Origin of the sequence: Clostridium sp. YIM B02506 (assembly GCF_022324845.1) — a bacterium.
GTDB classification, from domain to species: Bacteria; Bacillota; Clostridia; order Clostridiales; family Clostridiaceae; genus Clostridium_T; species Clostridium_T intestinale.
Window position 1 is genome coordinate 17,049 of the sequence record NZ_JAKGTG010000024.1, and the last position, 18,259, is coordinate 35,307.

Here is an 18,259-nt window from a genome sequence, read left to right on the forward strand (position 1 = left end):
TCCTTCAATGGGAGTTTTATTATACAACAAGTTTGTAAATTGTAGTTGTTATAAAACACAAACCTATTCCTATAACTGTTGGAAGTATTGCAGCTAAAACTGTCCACTTTATACTTCCAGTCTCTTTTTTTATAGTTAATAATGTTGTAGCGCAAGGCCAATGCAGTAAAGTAAATATCAATACATTTAATGCTGTTAGTGTGGTCCATCCATTAGCTACTAATATTTGACGAAGAGAATCTATGCTCTCAAACTCCACCATAGATCCTGTTGATAAATAAGCCATAAGCAGTATAGGTACAACTATTTCATTTGCCGGTAATCCTAAAATAAAAGCTAATAATATAAATCCATCTAATCCTATATATTGTGCAAATGGATTTAGGAAGTTTGCTACATGGCTTATTATACTCATATCACCTATATAAATGTTACTAAGTATCCAAATAGCTACTCCTGCCGGTGCAGCTATAGCTACTGCTCTTCCTAAAACAAATATTGTTCTATCTATTATTGAGGTATATAAAACACTTCCAAACTTCGGTTTTCTATAAGGTGGTAATTCTAATGTAAAACTTGAAGGATCCCTTTAAGAAGAGTTTTAGATAATAAATATGATACCCCTAATGTTATAAAAATTCCTAAAATAACTATTAATGAAACCATAAGTGCTGGTATTATATTTGATTTATCATTTATTGTTGCAACTCCAAAAAACACAGTAGAAACAGCTATCAAAGTAGGAAATCTGCCATTACAAGGTACAAAGTTATTGGTTAAAATAGCTATAAGTCTCTCCCTCGGAGAATCTATAATTCTGCAACCTATTACTCCAGCTGCATTGCATCCTAACCCCATACACATAGACAAACATTGTTTTCCATGAGCACAAGCTTTTTTAAATACATGATCTAAATTAAATGCTACTCTTGGAAGATATCCAAAATCCTCTAACAATGTAAATAGTGGAAAAAATATTGCCATAGGCGGAAGCATAACAGAAATAACCCAGGCCATGGTTTTATATAGACCTAAAATCAAAACTCCATGAAGCCACTCTGGTGCATTTAGTTTAATAAAAATATCGGTTAATACATCCTGAAATTTAAATAACATATCAGCTAACATTTGTGATGGGACATTAGCTCCTGCTATGGTTATCCATAAAACAACTTCTAACATGAGCATCATAAGTGGAATTCCAAATCTCTTTGAGGTTATAATGTCATCTATTTTCTTATCCCTATCAACCTTTTTATTCGATATTTTTACATAACTGTCCCTTAAAAGTTCTGCTTGTTTATAGTTTTTAGAAGTTATATCTTCTCGTATATCTTTATTATTAATTGAATCGATCAAATCTTTGTTCTTTTCTATAATATTCTTTATTTCATCATTTCCTAAATATTCTTCTACACCCTTTATTATAGATTCATCACCATCAATCAATCTTAATGATAACCATCTATAGTTTAAATCAATACTTAATTTGTCAACATCCTTTTGAATTATATCTATAGCTTTTTCAATTTTAGGAGCATATTTTATATAATTATGCTTAACCGTCCCCATTTTTTTTGAATCTTCCTGCTTAACTGTCCCCAAATTTTTAAGCTTTTCAGCCACCTTTTTGTCTATTTCTTCCTTTAAGTTATCCATTCCTATATTGTTTCTAGCAGATGTTAAAACAACTGGAATTCCTAGATCTTTTTCTAAGCCTTTTCCATCTATAGTTATTCCTTTTCTTTCTGCTTCATCTATTAGATTTATACACAAAATCACATCGGAGGTTATCTCCATAACTTGAAAGGCTAGATTTAGATTTCTCTCTAAACTGGTTGCATCAACTACAACTATAGTTAGGTCACGTTTTCCAAAACATATAAAATCTCTTGCTACAGCTTCCTCAACAGAAGTTGCAAAAATAGAATATGTTCCTGGAAGATCTACTAAAATATATTTTTTGTCTTTATATTGAAATTCTCCTCTAGCATTAACTACAGTTTTTCCTGGCCAATTTCCAGTATGCTGATGTAACCCCGTTAAGGTATTAAATACAGTGCTTTTGCCAGTATTAGGATTACCAGCTAATGCAATTACATACTCTCCGTCATTTTTATCTATATTAAACATGTCTTTTAAAGCATCTTTTTTAACAGATTCATAAGTAAGCCCCATAATATTTACCTCCTTATGCAACTTCTATTAATAAAGATTCTTCTTGTCTAAGAGCAATCATGGTTTCTCTTACCTTAAAAACTGTAAGATTATTTTTAGGTCCTTTTCGTACAATTTCAATAACTGTCCCCTTAACAAAACCTAAAGCTAACATTCTTTCTCTCATTAATCCATCGCTTAATAAATTTTTGATCATAACTTTTTCTCCAACTTGAAAATCACATAATCGTTTCATAATCTTACTCCTATCGATTGTTTTATTACTGCGGTTAAATATCTTAACCTCAGCTAACTCTTACTTAATAACCATAGTATGTATTTTATCTAAAGTAGTGAATATATTTTATTAATGGAGAACTAATAATAAGGATGGTTTTAAATGCAGGAAAAATTTTTTACCTTCTCTCAATATATGAAAAATGACACTAATATAATTTCAGCTTCTGCTGAAGATTACATAGAGATGATTTATAGGCTTTCTCTAAAAAATGGTTTTACAAGGGTGAATGAACTTGCCATTTCATTAAATGTTCAACCACCTTCTGTAACTAAAATGGTAAAGAAATTATCTTCTCTTAATTTAATCAAATATGAAAAGTATGGAGTGATAATATTAGAAGAGGAAGGAAAGTATATTGGAAAGCTTCTTTTGAAGCGTCATAACACTATCGAAGATTTCTTAAAACTATTAGATATCAATGATAAAGTTTTAGAAGAAACAGAAAAAATGGAACATACTATAAGCAATGATGTACTTAGTGGAATATGTAAGCTTTTAGATTTCTTTGAATCAAATCCAAGTTTAAAGGAAAAGTTATCAAAACATATTAGAAGTGATATTGAAGAATAGCATCTTATTAATTTGGATAATATAACCTTATAAGCTACTGTTGTTGGAAGGAATGATATTATGAGCACAGAAAACCCTATCGTATGCACAAAGTGTAATACTAAAGATTTTGTAATGAAACGTGAAGCTACTTACTTATACACCTATGATATAGATAATACGAATATCTTAAGATCACTTATGAATACTGAAGAAACGCCTTATACCTTTAATAATAGAGAGATGGTCGGAGAAGATGATTTTCTTATATGCAAAAATTGTGGTGAACGCTACTCTTACTCTTTAGATAAAGTTAATTCAAAAATCAAACTAACAATTGTTCAAAGAGCAATTAGATCTGATCATCAAGATGTACCCGAATTTTTAGGATGATAGAACAGATGGGCCTAAGCTTAGGCCCATCTGCTTATTTATTAACCTATCTTGTTACTTTCTAGTTTTTCTTTTTTAGTTCTTTCAACAAATCGGCCCATGAAGAAGGCAATTATCCCCACTCCTATAGCTGTTTGTACACAAAATAATAAACTTTCAGTTTCCCCTGGAATTTCTCCACCTATCCATCTTTCCATAACAGGAGTCGCCCATGGTTCATATTCTTCCCCTGTGATTTCAGAAATAGCTTGGCTCCCAGCATCATCAGAGCCTCCAAATTCAGCACCTTTTAGAATAAATAGTGGTACAAGAACAATCAATATGGTAATAAGTAATAGTATGATAACTTTTTTCTTAGTTTTTGTCATTATTTCTCACTCCCCTTTAAAAAACCTATACCTTTTAACTCTGACTTTGCATATGTCTCAAGACCTATTATAATAATTACGCTTAAGATTCCCTCAATAATTGCAAGTGGAACTTGAGTAGGTGCAAACACTCCAAGGAACTTAACTGCTGAAGCTAAAACACCACCAGTTTCAGATGGGTATGCAATTGCAAGTTGAATACTTGTTACACAATAAGTAAATAAGTCTCCTAAAGCTGCTGCTAAAAAAATTGAGAAGTGTTTATTAACCTTTGATTTTTGAAGCAATTTATATATTCCATAAGCTAGGAATGGACCTGCTATAGCCATAGAAAAAGTATTAGCACCAAGAGTTGTTAAACCACCGTGAGCAAGTAATATAGCTTGAAATAAAAGTACAATTATCCCAAGAATACTAACCATGCTTGCTCCAAATAAAATAGCACCAAGACCTGTACCTGTCATATGAGAAGAACTTCCTGTTACTGATGGAATTTTTAAAGATGAAAGCACAAAAACAAAGGCTCCTGCCATTGCAATAAGTGTTATAGATCTTCTATTTTCTGCTATGGTTTTCTTAAGTGAAATATATCCTAAAACTAAAAATGGAAGACTTATAACTCCCCATAAAATACAGTACTTTGGTGAAAGGTATCCTTCCATTATATGCATAGCATTTGCTGCTGGCGTTATTCCAAAAATTATTGCAAAAGCTATTGCAATAATTATAAATTTCTTTTCCTTTTTATTCATATTATTTTCCCCCTTGATTTCTTAATCTAAAAATTTTTCTTTAATTCCTGGACTGTTTTAGGATAGAGATTTTTATTTTTTAATAATCCTTTTTCTAAAAGTAATTCATACATCTCTAACATAGTTGGCTTTTTAAGATTTGCCTTTTCTAAAACTTCTTGATCCTTAAATATCTCTACTGGTGTACCATCAGCTATGATTTTTCCATCAGAAAAAACAACAACTCTCTCTGCCCATCTATAAACAAAATCAACATCATGAGTAGATATGAGCATGGTTTTCCCTTCTAAGCTCAGCTTGTCTAAAACTTCCTCAAGCATTATGGAGTTTACAGGGTCTAACGATGCTGTAGGTTCATCAAAAATTATGATTTCAGGTTTCATAGCTATAATATCTGCAATACTTACTCTTTTCTTTTCTCCTCCACTTAAATAATGAGGAGGCCTATCTTGAAAATCTAATAGGTTCATGTACACTAGGGCCTGATGCACCCTATCTAGCACCTCTTGTTTTGAAAGTTTTAGGTTCATGGGCCCAAAAGCGACCTCTGATTTTACAGTAGATGCTATTATCTGATTATCAGGATCTTGAAAAACGATCCCTATATTTTTTCTTAGCTCTTTCATGTTTTTCTTGTTTATGATGGTACCTCTATATGTGATTTCTCCATCATCAGCCATGAATACCCCATTCATGTTTAAGAAAAAAGTTGATTTCCCAGAACCATTAGAGCCTACTACTGCTATTTTTTCTCCTTCATGAACCTCTAGATTTACTCCCTCTAAAGCAACTTTTCCATTTCCATAGGTGTAATGTAAATCCTCTATTTTTAATATTACTTTCTTCATAAAAATCTCCTCTTATTTTGTAAAACTCCAAAGTCCAACTAAAAAAATTATAAACACAGATGCCCAAAACACTAGCTTTTTATCTAACTTGTTCTCTTCCTCTAAAAATATAAGTTCCCCATCATAACACCTTGCTTCCATGGCATCATAATAAACATTTGCTTTCTTGAAGGAAACAATCAACATGTTGCTCCCAATCCTTCCAAAGGTATAATAAGAAGTTTTGATATCACAGTACCCAAGACGGGCCTCTGCTGAATTTTTCATTTTACTTGATACATCCATCAAAATGAAAATATATCTATAAATCATATTCATAAGCTCTATAATAAGTTTTGGAACATGGGCCTTTCTAAGTACATATATGATATCGGAAGATGGAGTAGAAAGTGACATCATTTGAAGAGCACTTATGGCTCCTAAAATCTTCAAAAGCAAAAATAGCCCTTTTGTAAGCATCTCTTTTGAAGTAAACACATAACCAAAACCTAGATAAAGGTTGTACTCTCCTATAGGATTTCTTGAAATATCCACACTTATGGTAAAAATACTTATTAAAATAAAAACAATAGGAATCATAAGTACTGATAAATAATCTCTTAAAGAAAGACCACCTTTTATAATAGTAAGATAGGCCATGCCCAAAATTACTGAAACAGATACGTATGGATTATCTAATAAAATACACACAGCTATCACGGTCATTGAAAAAATCATCTTAAAGCTTGAATTCCAGTTTTTTATCTTTGAAGTATAAGCATAAAAATCAATTGAAATACTTTCTCCATGTTTATGTCTTATTCTTTTATTACTTTTTTTCCTTAAGATATTGTTTTTTCCCACCTAATGACTCCTTTGAATCTTATTTCATCTACTCTACAAGCCTTAACTCTATTCATAAATACTTAAATTCCCCCTTATCTATATACTAATAATATTGAATCTTTATACCCAAGCACACACATTATTGCTGTAGAAGCTTTAATGTTCTTCTACAGCAATAATTTTAAAAGGATTTTAATGAAGTCTTTGCAAGACCTCTACAATAATAATGTGCAAAATAAAAAGCCCCTCTAACTCAAAGTTAGAAGGACACAACAAAAAACTATACCCATATAAGTATATTAAGTACATATTTATTATGACTCCTCCATCGCTCGTAGAGACTTTAGTCAAAAATATAGGCAGGTCTTCTGACTCAAAGATCATAATTTAAGCACGTCTTCCCTAAATCTTAAGTGACATCTTGTACCTAAACTCCCTTAATACAGCTACGGGATAGCTCAGGATTTTCACCTGATTCCCTTTTAATCAATCACGTTACTGATTAAACCTATATTTCATTATTAAATTTACTAATAGATTCCAATATTATCATGGTAAGAATACCATTATTATGCTGAAAAATCAATACTACATTTAAAATAGAGTTTGAATAAGTCTATCAGATGGTGATGGAATAACTTCAGCATTAACAAGTAAACCCTTCTGTTCCATCTCAGCTTTCCCTGCTTCTATCCCAACTTCTACTGCTCCTACATTACCTGTAAAAGTAAAATATGATTTTCCGCCAAGGCCTGTACCAAGCCTAAGTTCTATCGGTTCTAAACTTGCAGATTTTAAGATTTTATCTGCTGCAACTACCATGTTAGCTATTGAAAAAGCTTCAATTATCCCTAAAGCTTGAACTTTCTCTGGTATTGTTGCCCCAGTAATTGCTGGAAAAACTAAAGGACTTACATTTGGTATTATTATTGAATCAATCCAAAACTCATCTGCGGTTTTTTCTCCAACACTTACTGATTCCTTAACAGATTCAACATCTCCAGTAACTATTGCAATATATTTTCCTGGACATGTGGAACTTGCAGTAACTATCTCGACATCAGAAACCTTAACCATTTGGTCTGAGGAAAAAATACCTCTTGATATACTTGTAAATTCAACTATTCCTATTGCGTTAGCCATATTAATTCCTCCTTATAGATATAAACTCATTTGTGATTTCTGTTATAGTTCCTGATATACTTGCATGAATAGGTGCACCTAAACTGCCTTCTGGTATATCACCTATCAAATCACCTGCTTCAACATGGGCCCCTACTGAAACAACTGAAGTTGCTGGAGCACCAACATGTTGACTTCTTAGTACATGTACCTCTTCAGGTTCAACAAAACCATCCATGAAAGGCGCAGGTCTATCAAAACTTTTTAATCCAAGTCTTGCAATAAGTCTTTTACTTGGTACCAATCTATATTGACGGGCCTTTCTTGGTTCAAACTTATCCTTGATGGGCCTATACTTAATCTTTTGCTCAAAAAGCTTTTCTTTAAAATATACATTAGAGGCCTTAGGATAAAGTCCTGCTGGACAAGAAAATAACTCACATAAATTACATTGACAACATAGTTGAGCATTTTTTTGCCCCTCAACATTTTCAAGATTATAGGCCATAGCTCTCATCATCTTATGAGGCTGGGTATCATGTCCCAAAAGATAACGTGGACACATATCTGTACACATTCTGCATTGTTCACAAGAAGCTCTATTTACTCTTCTAGCTTGATTCATTTCTGTTGATTTTTTACGTATTAAAGAATGTTCTTTTTTAAGTATTACAAAACCCTTGTTTTTCTTAGTTACATATCCATCTAGATTTTTCATAACTGGGCCCATCATAGGTCCACCATCAATAACTGCATAATCATCAAAATCTGTCACCCCACTAAGTTTTAATACATCCATTATCTTAGTACCAACCGGTACACAAGCTGTTACTGGACTTGGTACATCACCTGAAACAGTTATATATTTTCTAGTTACTGATTTTCCAAGTGATGCATTATAAATGTTTAGTGAAGTTTCGCTATTTATAACCACACACCCTACTTGAATGGGAATTCCAGTCTCAGGAACTACTCGTCCTGTTAATTCATAAACTAAAACCTGTTCATCTCCAGCTGGATAGATATCTGGAAGTTCTTTAACCTCAATCTTTTCATTAAGGTTAAGTTCAATTATTATATTTCTCAAAATAGAAATTACCTCTTTATGTTTTTCTTTTACTCCTATAATTCCTTTCTTTGCTGAAACTAGTTCTCTAGCTGTTTCAAACCCCTTAATTATTTCATTAGGATAGATTTTCATAAGCTGCTGATCCACCCTTAATAATGGTTCACATTCAGCTCCATTTAATAATATAAATTCTGCCTTACCAGATAGTTTTGCATGAGTGGGAAATCCTGCCCCTCCTGCACCAATAACTCCTGCATCTTTTACTTTATCTAAAAGATTCATAGTTTGCACTCCCCCCCTTAATTTTATAATGTCTAGCGTTGTTAATTAATTACCTTAATGAAGTCTCTGCAAGACTTCTACGGTAATAAGACTAAAATGATTTTAATGAAATCCTTGCAGGATTTCTACAGTAATAAAACTAAAATGATTTTAATGAAATCTTTTCAAGATTTCTACAGTAATAAGGCTAAAAGGACTTTAATGAAATCCTTACAGGATTTCTACAGCAGTAAAGTGTATAACGTTTTCAGATTGTCTGTTTAAGGGTATTGTAGCACAAATTTAAAGTTGACAGTTAGTAATATTAAGTACTCTTAGAGGTCTGTTTTTTACCTAAAAAAGTCTCTATGAAAATTTAAATACTCCACATATTCCTTTTTAAGACCTTGGTCGATTATTACTAAATTTCGTGCTTTTATTACATAATTTTAGCTTGTACGTATATACATGGTATAATATAGTAAAGATTATTTATATTAAAAGGAGGAGTTATTTATGTTTTCATTTAAAAAAGAAGATGTTTGGATTGGCTACTCTTTAAAGGATTTATCAAAAGTTATTAGAGTATTATTAGATAATAATATAGAATATACAAACAATAAAGTTAGTACCTTAAGAAATGATGAAAGTACAAATTTAAGAAGATATGATGAAACTCAATATACTATAACTGTAAGTAAAAGAAATGCCAAGGAAGCTAAATATCTTATAAATAATGTTTTAAGTAAAGATGTCTAACTAGTGCTTTCTTTTAATTATCTAATATAAAATACATAAATACCATAAAAGGAGGCTTTCCTATGTCAACTATAGGTGAGAGAAGCTTTGAAGGTTTCTCGAATGAAACTATAGATTTTTTAAAAAATCTAAAAGAAAATAATAATAAATTGTGGTTTGAGGAAAATAAAGAAAAATATATACATCATTTACTTACTCCAATGAAATACTTAGTTATGGATTTAAGCAGTTTTATCCTTTCTATTGACCCTTTGCTTGAGGTAACTCCATCTTCTGGATACACAATCTCAAAAATTTACCGTGACACAAGATTTTCAAAGGATAAATCTCCTTATAAAATTAGGATGTGGATAACTTTTAAAAGAAGATCAAAAGAATGGTCCTCAAATCCAGCCTTCTTTTTTGAGCTGTCTCCTGATTCCTATAGATATGGAATGGGTTTTTTTCAAGCTAACCCAACTACTATGAAAATATTTAGAGAAAATATTGATACCTCCTTAGATAAATTCAAAAACGCAATATCTTTTTACTCAAAACAAGATGTTTTTGTTGTTGAAGGAGATAAATATAAACGAATTTTAGATAAAGAAAAAACTGAAGATATAAATGAGTGGTATCAAAGAAAAAACTTATATTTAGTTTGTAATAAAGAAATAGACAACTTATTATTTTCAAAAGAACTCGTTGATAAGCTAATCGCTGATTTTAGCTTAATAAAAGACTTCTATACTTATCTGAACCAACTTAAAGATTAAATAAACCATATTTTTAAATAAAATCTAATAAAAAATAAATTGCCCTATTGTGTTTAGAAAACTCTATTGTTATAATATAATTACAAGCTGATATTACAATATAAGTTTTATCTACAAACTCTTATACATATGAAGTTATATACGCAGTTTAAATGTAGCAATTATCAAAATATAATTTATTTCAATATTCATATTAAGAATGCAAGTTTTCAGCTTGCAGGCAGAGTTTGTAAACGACTTCCCTAAAAATGTATATTATAGGAATAGGATTCTTTATGAAACCTATTCCTTTTTTTTATATAAGTTTGTATTTTTGCTTTCTACTCCTTATGTTTGATGGTACAGTATAAGTTATTAACTTATGTTCTAACAACTTACAAATAGCTCTTTTTAGATTCCCACTCTTATCTCCATATCCTAGATAGTTTGATAGTTCTTTCTTTGATAAAGGTCCCTGAGCCAAAAGTTCTAATATCTTCTCTTCTCTTTTGTTTAAAAGAATATCTCTTTGTTCCTTTCTATTTGATGGCACAGCTTGTTTTTCTTTTTCATCCATAAAATGAGAATTTACATATAATTTGACCATGAAATATGATCTCTTCTCATCAGTTTCAAATATAGGTTCTTTTGAATTATTATTTTTCATTGCTTTCATGATTTTTGATAGACCTGTAGCTATCCCCCTTGATAACTTAAGGTTTTTTAAACTTTCACCTATTCTCTTGTTTCTATATCTTCTAACTAAAACTTCGCCTTTATATATATCCTCTTTTTTTATAAACTTATCTGGTCCTGGATAATTTATAATAACAATTTTCTCCCTATCTATTTTTATTTCTGTAGGTGTACCATTTAAATAGTCTCTATGATAAAAAGCATTTACAACAGCTTCTTTTATCGCCTCTAATGGATAGTTGTAAACTCTACCCCCTTCTATATATTTTAACATTATCACGTAGGTTTCCATATATCTTAAAACCGCTCTTATATTCTCATGAATAGGACCATCAAAAGTCTGTTCTATGATACTATCAGAAGTAAGTCCTGCAATGTGTACCAACTGCAACTGACATCCTTGAATAAAGTTTTCTGGTTTCTCATTAAACATCAAAAGTCCTATGTTTTTAGGTTTTAGTTCATCATCAATCATATCTAGCTCTTTTAGTAACTTTTCTTTTGAAGTCTTTAATCTTTCTTCAAATAATGGACTTTCTATATCATAAAGATATTGTCGTATGAATCCCAATCTTAAATCCTCAATATTTCCTTTTGGATGTACCATGTCATCATAAGAAGTTACTTCAAACTCATTTATTTTTACCTTGTTGCTTTCATATTTTCTCATAGATCTCATCATCTCCTAATTAAAGTTCCATGTATTATATGTTAAGGTATTAATTTCGGTTAAAAAGACAAAAAACTCAGCTTCACTGAGTTTTTTATTTTTAATATTAATTGTATCAATCAAAATATCATACTATATGATTTTATTTATTAAATATGCATTTTGTTTCTGCACCAAAACACTTGGTACATGAAATACATTTTGCTGGTGTCTTATCACCACTTATCCAACGATTAACAAGCTCTGGTTCTCTTATGAAAGGTCTACTAAGAGAAACGTACTCAATTTTTGTTTCCTTAATAATATCTGTTAAGTTATCTATATCTCTATGACCTCCAACACATATAACTGGAATGTCAACTTCTTCTGCAATTTCTTCTGCATACTTTCTAAAATATGCTTCTGTTTCTGAAGTTACTCTTCTAATTGTTCCTTCATTAGCTCTAGATCCTGCTGTCCCCCCGCTAATTTCAACAGCACTTAACCCTGCTTTCTCTAACACTTTACATACATACTTACACTCTTCAAGATTTAGTCCTTGCTCCATAAAATCTTCACAATTTATTTTTGCTAGAATAGGATAATCAGGACCAACTGCTTCTCTAATACCGCTACAAATCTCCACAACCACTCTTGCCCTATTTTCTATATTTCCACCATATTCATCAGTTCTTCTATTAAAATAAGGAGTTAAAAAGCGGCTAAGTAAATATCCATGTGCTACATGTAATTGTACTCCATCAAAACCAGCTTTTTTTGCTCTTACTGCTCCATTAATAAAGCTTTCTTTCATAATTTCTATATCATCTTTAGTCATTTCTTTTATTCCAGGCATTGCTGCTAAATCTTCAATTACAGTTGGTGCCCATAATACACCTTCATTATTACTTCTGTTTTGAGCTCCATTACAAACAAGTTGCATAATAATATTAGTATTATGCTTATGCACGGCATCTGTAAGTTCTTGGTACTCTGATATAAAGGAATCATTATAAATTGCCATTTGTCCTGGAACAATTTTTTCTATATCTGTTACATTTGTTAACCCAGTTATAATGGTTCCAACACCGCCTTTTGCAAGTTCTTCATAATGATTAACAAGCTTTTCTGTAACATGTCCTAAGCTATCAGCTCTACCATCATGGGTTGCTGAACGAACAAATCTGTTCTTCATATTCATTCCTGACAATTGTGTTAAATCAAATAATGTTTTCATAAAAATACTCTCCTCATAATTAATTTTTAAACATTGCTAATAAATTATCTACTATATGATGTAACTTTTCTTTGCTCACTGAAGTTCTAGTATATACCCTAATTCCAAGCAGTGTGCTATGTAAAATTCCCGCTAAATCATCTGCATTAAAGTTTTTTGAAAATTCTCCTGTCTGTTGTCCTTTTCGAACAAGTTCCGCAAAAAGACTCTCTGTTCTTAAAAAAGACTCTTCTGTCTTTTCCTCAACCTCTCTATCTCTTAGCGCCAGTTCAGTAGTTGCATTTACAAGTAAACATCCTAATGATTTATCTTTTTCTCCTCCAATAGCATATTCAAAAATAGTTTCTATAGCTTTACTTGAAGTTTCAGCATTTAGCGTTTTTTCTTTTATCTTCTCTTGGATATATTCTTTATAGCAATCTATAGCTTTAAGATATAAGGTATGTTTATCACCAAAGGTATCATATAAACTTTTTCTATGTATTCCCATATGATCCACTAAGTCTCCCATAGATGTCTTCTCATAACCTTGCTCCCAAAATAATTCCATCGCTTTATGAAGAGCAACTTCTTCGTCAAACTCTCTGCTTCTTCCCATTTTTACCTCCCAACATATACTTTCTTTATTTGAACTTATTTTTATAATTTAAAATTAAAGAATGACCGTTCTCTAATTTATATACTGAGTATATCAATAAGAGAATGAACGGTCAAGTATTTTTTTGTTTAATTGAATTGTTAAAACCCCAATATAACAATCACTACAAATGATCTCGTTATATTGGGGTTTTATAATGTTTTTATTTCACTATGACTGTTATAGCATTTACACAAAAACTTACTCTAAAAGTAATCTAATATTTATATCACTCCAAGTATCTTGCTATAAAGAAAAAACTTAAATACTCCTATTCTCTCCTTAGAGTAATGTGGAAACTTATTATAAAACTCTATTATAAATTTTAGTTCCTTCTCATCAACAGAAGTATTACTATACCTAGCCTTTATAAATATATAAGTTACGCTATTAAATTCTGATAAATTAGAGTTTTCTACTACTCTCATCGAATATTTTAGCGGAGTCTCTCCTGGTTCAAGCTTAAATCCTTGAACAGAAAGAGCTTTTAAAAAATAATCATAAAGTTCTAATACTTGTTCTTCAGTAGTTAATTTTTTTAATTTATCCATATAATATCTTCGTTTAATTGGAGAAAAACCTGCTATCCATAATACTAATATTAAAAATATAGCTAAGCCAACTTTTAAACCTAGGTTTTTAGGATCAGAGCTTTTATTAACTGTTTGAGTTTCCTCTTCCTTCTCTTCTCTTAAATTCTTGTTGGTACTTGAGGAACTTTCATTACTCTCAGGTTGATTTTCTCTATTATCTACAGGATTATTTATAGGATTAGCAACAGCTTCTTGACTTAAATTTTGTGAAAATGCTGCTGTAGGTTCAAAAGGAATCCAACCTAACCCTTCAAAATAAACCTCAACCCAAGCATGTGCTCTATTATTTGTAACTTGATATGTTGTACCATAAGTTGGACTATTGGGAAGAACATATCCCTCAACATATCTAGCCGGAAGTCCTAAAGAGCGAGTTAAAATAGTCATAGCTGAAGCAAAATATGTGCAATAGCCAACTTTTTTATCAAACAAAAAGTAATCTACAAAATCACTCCCTTGAGGTACACTTCCAGGTTTTAAGGTGTATTTATAGTTTTGAGATAGATAACTTTCAATGGCTTTTACTTTATCATAATCATTGGTAGATTGAGATACTATTTCTACTGCAAGATTTTTTACTCTTGCTGGTACACTACTTGGAAGGGTAAGATATCTAGAATAAATATCTCTAGATAAACCTGCAAAGCTTAAAACATTTAACCTTAAGGCATCACTTTGTCTAAATTGCTTTGAAATTTCAAATCCATCAGCTGCATATTTATCATACATACCTTTACTACTTTTTTGCCCCAGATAATCCAGTTGTTCTCTATTTTTATTGATGTCATAAAGATTCACCATATACTCAAATCGTCTATCAAATAAAATGTCACTAGATACTACTCCATAATTATCAACAAAAACCCTTGTATTTTTATCACCAAAATTTAATTCCTCTGTTTTTGATGGTACAAAAATCGTATTTGTTTGTAGATTTTCATAAGTGATTTTTATTGGTACCTTATCAAAGAGTTGATCTAAAACAATAGGCCCATCAAGTATAAGTTTGCTTCCTTCTGATAGTTCAAGTAAATCCTCATTAAATGATAAAAGTGTATTCACTTCTCCTAGATTCGTAAGCTCTGAATCACTAGTTTCCCAGGAGTAGCCAGTATATGTATCTCGTACTGCACCTTTTAAATATATCCCTCCCCTAGGGGATTCCACACTCATTACTAATGTATTATCAAGATCTGTATCTCCTCCTAATTTTGAACCTTTGGGATTAAACCCTGTAGAACTTAAGTTAAAAGGTTTTGTGGTATTTATATTTAGTTTTGTTCTAACATAGCTATGGGCTGATTTTATCTTTAAGTCCATCCACTTCCACTTTATATCTTCATTGCTTAAAGGAGGAATCATATAGGCAAATATAAAAATCACTAAGCATATTGGAACCGCTGAAAGTAAAAATGATGCTGGAACTTCACTAGAACTTCTTTTATCTTTAGGAATACTTCTTATGTATATATGCTTAAAATAGGAAAGCAAAATCAGAAATACATAAAGATAAAAAGATGATTTAATAAAGAATTTATTAATCCACAGTATGGAAAATAAAGTTCCCCCCACAATTAATAGAAAATAGAAGTTAAACTTTCTAACTGTAAATATATATACTAACAGTGAAACAACAATAGCTATTCCAAAAAAGATGTATTTTTGATGTTCTATTGTAGGAGTTTCTTCTCCAGTTATATAACTTTCGATAATCTTAAAGGTTTGTTGATTTTTGATAAAATAAAGAAATAAACCTAATGAAATTAAGAAAAAAGCTAAAGCTGAAATTTTTTCATTTCTTTTATCTCTTAATATGATGGTGTATATGGAGGTAAATATAGAAACTACTATAAATACATATAATGAGTTATAACTTGACTTCATAACTGTAATCTGAATAATTGAGTGGATAAAGCTGAAGCTAAAGAATATACTCATTATTACATTTATAAAAGTATTCTTAAATTTTTTCATCTATTATATCCCCTCCATTTTCAAGCACAGTTTTTATATCACTTGTTATATTTATATAATATAAGCTTATTCCAATCTCCTTTAGCCCTTTTAGAATTCCGCTTATATCCTCATTTTCGCCTTCAATCTCTTTGGGAGATACATAAATTAATCCTATATTATTACTAGCCGTTTTTACCTTATATAAAACTTCATAAAGTGAATAACTTATATTTGAAGTTGCTATAAGTATGTTTTGCATATTTACATTTTCATCTACCATAAGGGTGATAATATCTTCAATATTTATATCTTGATTAAACTTAACTGTGGAAAAAAATCTATAAAGATTTTCAAAATCCATAGGGCTTCTGTATTCCAAATTAACTATCTTTTTGTCGTAATAAGAAAATTTAACTTCAGCACTAGTATCTATCAGATATTTTAAAACCCCAATTGAAGCCTCAATTTGTTTATCTTCAATTAGGTTATTCGTTTCTTCTTTATAAGAGTTTTTCTTAAGGTCAAAGATAAACAGTAGATTCTGAGCTTCAGTTCCTTCAAACTTCTTTACCATCATCTCATTCATCTTTGCTGTAAGCTTCCAATGTACCCTATTTAAGCTATCTCCATAATTATATTTATTTATTTCATCAACTACAGAAGTATCCTCATATATACCCTTGTGATTTAAAGAGTTATAAGCGTGCATATCTTCCCTTACATAAAATCTTTCTATATTTATAACTCTAGGATAAACCTTGACTTTAAGAGGTTTTTTAGCTTTATATCTTAATTTAAATATTCCAAGGAAGTCCCTCATTTCAATGGTCTTAACTCCTACTTGAAATTCTCCTCTATACTTATAAATATACTCAAGCTTAAATCTTCTTTTACTAAAAGGAGGGATGAACACATTTTTACTTGACGCCTTTTGGGATTTGTTATTAGCGCTGTCATGTAATTCTATATTCACATATGGAAGAAGAAATAATCCATTGTTTATAACAGTTAAGATGTACTTTACCTTTTCCCCCTTTTCAACTGAGTTTCTCTCTAGTTCTTGTGAATATTTAAAACCAAAATATCCAAAAACAAGATTTGAAAATGATACTATAGGAAGGGTTAGTACTGTATATAAGAGCATATATGGAACCTTACCTCCATAATAGTATACAAACATCAGTACCATGAAAAGAATGAATATATATGAAACTCTATTTGCTTTCATCTATCTCACCATAGGAACGCGTACACTTTGCACTATATCTTTAAGAATATCTTCTGGTCCAATTTTCTTAAGCTTTGCTCCTTGACTTAAAACTAATCTATGAGAAAGTACTGGTACCATCATTTTTATAATATCATCAGGAATCACATAATTTCTGCTATTATAGAAAGCCCACGCCTGTGCTGCTCTAAATAGAGAAATAGATCCTCTTATACTTGAACCTATAACTACATCAGGATGATTACGAGTTTTCTCAACTATAGCTACTATATAGTTTCTTAAGCTTTCATCTAAATGAATCTTTTTGATTTCTTCTTGAACCCAACTTATATCACTGCTATCTGCAACAAAACTAAGATTATTAAGTGGATTTTCATACTGAAGATTTGCAAGTATTCTACTTTCATCTTCATTTTTAGGATAACCTATTGATATCTTCATTAAAAATCTATCAAGTTGTGCCTCTGGAAGGGGATAAGTACCTAGATACTCTATTGGATTTTGAGTTGCAAGAACCATGAAAGGTTTAGGAACCTTATATGTTGTACCATCAACTGTTACTTGATTTTCTTCCATTACTTCAAGTAAGCTTGCCTGAGTTTTAGGTGAAGTTCTATTTATTTCATCTGCAAGTATTATTTGACTCATTATTGAACCATGACGATACTCAAACTCTCTAGTCTTTTGATTAAACATAGTAAATCCAGTTATATCTGATGGCAAAATATCAGGTGTAAATTGTATTCTCTTAAAACTTGCATTTATTGATTTTGCAAGAGCTGAAACAAGACTAGTTTTCCCAACTCCAGGGATATCCTCTATAAGAACATGTCCATTACACGCCAAAGAAATTACAACTAACTCAACAGTTTCTCTTTTTCCTATTATTACATTCTCAACATTATCAACAATTCTTTCTAGTATGTTCGCAATATCCTTCATTATTCACCTCGATTATCTAACTTTTCTGTAATTATATCCAATTTTCTTACATATTATAATTTTATCACATAATTCTACTTTTTTTCAGTTAATATATGTTATCATGTGGTGAAAAAGTGGTTACAGAATTTTTGAGTATTACTTAATATTTTATCATTTTATAAAGATGAATGTGTAAGTTTA

Annotated in this window: 17 protein-coding genes, 1 pseudogene and 1 riboswitch; of the genes and pseudogenes, 4 read left to right on the forward strand and 14 right to left on the reverse strand. The window is 30.7% G+C overall.

Features of this window, described 5'->3' with window-relative positions; translation table 11 throughout:
* Positions 1 to 19: 19 nt before the first annotated feature.
* Positions 20 to 2,178 (reverse strand): annotated as a pseudogene (gene feoB / locus L1S49_RS16355) (ferrous iron transport protein B).
* A gap of 13 nt (positions 2,179 to 2,191) precedes the next feature.
* The gene (locus L1S49_RS16360; protein ID WP_238906439.1) at positions 2,192 to 2,413 is read right to left on the reverse strand and encodes a FeoA family protein; all 222 of its coding nucleotides are present in this window, start codon (positions 2,411 to 2,413) and stop codon (positions 2,192 to 2,194) included.
* A gap of 144 nt (positions 2,414 to 2,557) precedes the next feature.
* Here L1S49_RS16360 and L1S49_RS16365 point away from each other — a divergent pair, with 144 nt between their 5' ends.
* Both L1S49_RS16365 and L1S49_RS16370 read left to right on the forward strand, forming a co-directional pair.
* Positions 2,558 to 3,028, forward strand: a complete 471-nt coding sequence (locus L1S49_RS16365; RefSeq protein WP_073018542.1) for a metal-dependent transcriptional regulator — start codon at positions 2,558 to 2,560, stop codon at positions 3,026 to 3,028.
* A 60-nt stretch (positions 3,029 to 3,088) separates the two neighbouring features.
* Positions 3,089 to 3,400 carry a hypothetical protein gene (locus L1S49_RS16370; protein WP_238906441.1) on the forward strand — a complete coding sequence of 104 codons (312 nt, stop codon included), beginning with the start codon at positions 3,089 to 3,091 and terminating at the stop codon, positions 3,398 to 3,400.
* A 41-nt stretch (positions 3,401 to 3,441) separates the two neighbouring features.
* Here the strand turns inward: L1S49_RS16370 and L1S49_RS16375 are convergent, their stop codons facing one another.
* The 6 genes from L1S49_RS16375 to L1S49_RS16400 form a co-directional block, all read right to left on the reverse strand.
* Entirely contained in the window at positions 3,442 to 3,768 is a 327-nt protein-coding gene (locus L1S49_RS16375; RefSeq protein WP_238906443.1) for an energy-coupling factor ABC transporter substrate-binding protein, read from the reverse strand.
* Positions 3,768 to 4,520, reverse strand: a complete 753-nt coding sequence (locus tag L1S49_RS16380; protein WP_238906445.1) for an energy-coupling factor ABC transporter permease — start codon at positions 4,518 to 4,520, stop codon at positions 3,768 to 3,770. The genes L1S49_RS16375 and L1S49_RS16380 overlap by 1 nt, the downstream gene beginning before the upstream one ends.
* A gap of 26 nt (positions 4,521 to 4,546) precedes the next feature.
* Entirely contained in the window at positions 4,547 to 5,368 is an 822-nt protein-coding gene (locus L1S49_RS16385; RefSeq protein ID WP_238906448.1) for an energy-coupling factor ABC transporter ATP-binding protein, read from the reverse strand.
* Positions 5,369 to 5,380: 12 nt separating this feature from the next.
* Positions 5,381 to 6,211: a cobalt ECF transporter T component CbiQ gene (gene cbiQ / locus L1S49_RS16390; protein WP_238906450.1), complete on the reverse strand. Its 831-nt coding sequence runs from the start codon at positions 6,209 to 6,211 to the stop codon at positions 5,381 to 5,383.
* A 322-nt stretch (positions 6,212 to 6,533) separates the two neighbouring features.
* A riboswitch (cobalamin riboswitch) is annotated at positions 6,534 to 6,720 on the reverse strand.
* Between the two features lie 67 nt (positions 6,721 to 6,787).
* On the reverse strand, positions 6,788 to 7,336 hold the full coding sequence (locus L1S49_RS16395) for a BMC domain-containing protein (RefSeq protein WP_238906452.1): 549 nt from the start codon (positions 7,334 to 7,336) through the stop codon (positions 6,788 to 6,790).
* 1 nt (position 7,337) lies between these two features.
* Positions 7,338 to 8,666, reverse strand: coding sequence for a 4Fe-4S dicluster domain-containing protein (locus tag L1S49_RS16400; RefSeq protein WP_238906454.1), 1,329 nt, complete (start codon positions 8,664 to 8,666; stop codon positions 7,338 to 7,340).
* A gap of 495 nt (positions 8,667 to 9,161) precedes the next feature.
* Here L1S49_RS16400 and L1S49_RS16405 point away from each other — a divergent pair, with 495 nt between their 5' ends.
* On the forward strand, positions 9,162 to 9,404 hold the full coding sequence (locus tag L1S49_RS16405) for a hypothetical protein (RefSeq protein ID WP_238906456.1): 243 nt from the start codon (positions 9,162 to 9,164) through the stop codon (positions 9,402 to 9,404).
* Between the two features lie 62 nt (positions 9,405 to 9,466).
* Positions 9,467 to 10,159 carry a DUF2461 domain-containing protein gene (locus L1S49_RS16410; RefSeq protein WP_238906457.1) on the forward strand — a complete coding sequence of 231 codons (693 nt, stop codon included), beginning with the start codon at positions 9,467 to 9,469 and terminating at the stop codon, positions 10,157 to 10,159.
* A gap of 295 nt (positions 10,160 to 10,454) precedes the next feature.
* Here the strand turns inward: L1S49_RS16410 and L1S49_RS16415 are convergent, their stop codons facing one another.
* From L1S49_RS16415 to L1S49_RS16440, 6 genes are all read right to left on the reverse strand, one after another.
* The gene (locus L1S49_RS16415; protein ID WP_238906459.1) at positions 10,455 to 11,504 is read right to left on the reverse strand and encodes an ATP-binding protein; all 1,050 of its coding nucleotides are present in this window, start codon (positions 11,502 to 11,504) and stop codon (positions 10,455 to 10,457) included.
* Between the two features lie 142 nt (positions 11,505 to 11,646).
* On the reverse strand, positions 11,647 to 12,720 hold the full coding sequence (locus tag L1S49_RS16420) for an NADH:flavin oxidoreductase (protein WP_238906461.1): 1,074 nt from the start codon (positions 12,718 to 12,720) through the stop codon (positions 11,647 to 11,649).
* Positions 12,721 to 12,739: 19 nt separating this feature from the next.
* Positions 12,740 to 13,318 (reverse strand): TetR/AcrR family transcriptional regulator, encoded by a 579-nt coding sequence (locus tag L1S49_RS16425; RefSeq protein ID WP_073018520.1) that lies wholly within the window; start codon positions 13,316 to 13,318, stop codon positions 12,740 to 12,742.
* 263 nt (positions 13,319 to 13,581) lie between these two features.
* Entirely contained in the window at positions 13,582 to 15,924 is a 2,343-nt protein-coding gene (locus L1S49_RS16430; protein ID WP_238906463.1) for a transglutaminase-like domain-containing protein, read from the reverse strand.
* Positions 15,911 to 17,134 (reverse strand): DUF58 domain-containing protein, encoded by a 1,224-nt coding sequence (locus L1S49_RS16435; protein WP_238906465.1) that lies wholly within the window; start codon positions 17,132 to 17,134, stop codon positions 15,911 to 15,913. Before L1S49_RS16435 ends, L1S49_RS16430 begins: the two co-directional genes overlap by 14 nt.
* The gene (locus tag L1S49_RS16440; protein WP_238906467.1) at positions 17,135 to 18,076 is read right to left on the reverse strand and encodes a MoxR family ATPase; all 942 of its coding nucleotides are present in this window, start codon (positions 18,074 to 18,076) and stop codon (positions 17,135 to 17,137) included.
* Positions 18,077 to 18,259 lie beyond the last annotated feature (183 nt).

Excerpts from the sequence above, each read along its gene's own strand:
- L1S49_RS16385 (WP_238906448.1), bottom strand. The coding sequence starts at position 5,368 with ATGAAGAAAGTAATATTAAAAATAGAGGATTTACATTACACCTATGGA.
- L1S49_RS16420 (WP_238906461.1), bottom strand. The coding sequence starts at position 12,720 with ATGAAAACATTATTTGATTTAACACAATTGTCAGGAATGAATATGAAG.
- L1S49_RS16430 (WP_238906463.1), bottom strand. The coding sequence starts at position 15,924 with ATGAAAAAATTTAAGAATACTTTTATAAATGTAATAATGAGTATATTC.
- L1S49_RS16395 (WP_238906452.1), bottom strand. The coding sequence starts at position 7,336 with ATGGCTAACGCAATAGGAATAGTTGAATTTACAAGTATATCAAGAGGT.
- L1S49_RS16370 (WP_238906441.1), top strand. The coding sequence starts at position 3,089 with ATGAGCACAGAAAACCCTATCGTATGCACAAAGTGTAATACTAAAGAT.
- L1S49_RS16410 (WP_238906457.1), top strand. The coding sequence starts at position 9,467 with ATGTCAACTATAGGTGAGAGAAGCTTTGAAGGTTTCTCGAATGAAACT.
- L1S49_RS16425 (WP_073018520.1), bottom strand. The coding sequence starts at position 13,318 with ATGGGAAGAAGCAGAGAGTTTGACGAAGAAGTTGCTCTTCATAAAGCG.
- L1S49_RS16365 (WP_073018542.1), top strand. The coding sequence starts at position 2,558 with ATGCAGGAAAAATTTTTTACCTTCTCTCAATATATGAAAAATGACACT.
- L1S49_RS16360 (WP_238906439.1), bottom strand. The coding sequence starts at position 2,413 with ATGAAACGATTATGTGATTTTCAAGTTGGAGAAAAAGTTATGATCAAA.
- L1S49_RS16375 (WP_238906443.1), bottom strand. The coding sequence starts at position 3,768 with ATGACAAAAACTAAGAAAAAAGTTATCATACTATTACTTATTACCATA.
- L1S49_RS16380 (WP_238906445.1), bottom strand. The coding sequence starts at position 4,520 with ATGAATAAAAAGGAAAAGAAATTTATAATTATTGCAATAGCTTTTGCA.
- L1S49_RS16440 (WP_238906467.1), bottom strand. The coding sequence starts at position 18,076 with ATGAAGGATATTGCGAACATACTAGAAAGAATTGTTGATAATGTTGAG.
- L1S49_RS16400 (WP_238906454.1), bottom strand. The coding sequence starts at position 8,666 with ATGAATCTTTTAGATAAAGTAAAAGATGCAGGAGTTATTGGTGCAGGA.
- L1S49_RS16415 (WP_238906459.1), bottom strand. The coding sequence starts at position 11,504 with ATGAGAAAATATGAAAGCAACAAGGTAAAAATAAATGAGTTTGAAGTA.
- L1S49_RS16405 (WP_238906456.1), top strand. The coding sequence starts at position 9,162 with ATGTTTTCATTTAAAAAAGAAGATGTTTGGATTGGCTACTCTTTAAAG.
- L1S49_RS16435 (WP_238906465.1), bottom strand. The coding sequence starts at position 17,134 with ATGAAAGCAAATAGAGTTTCATATATATTCATTCTTTTCATGGTACTG.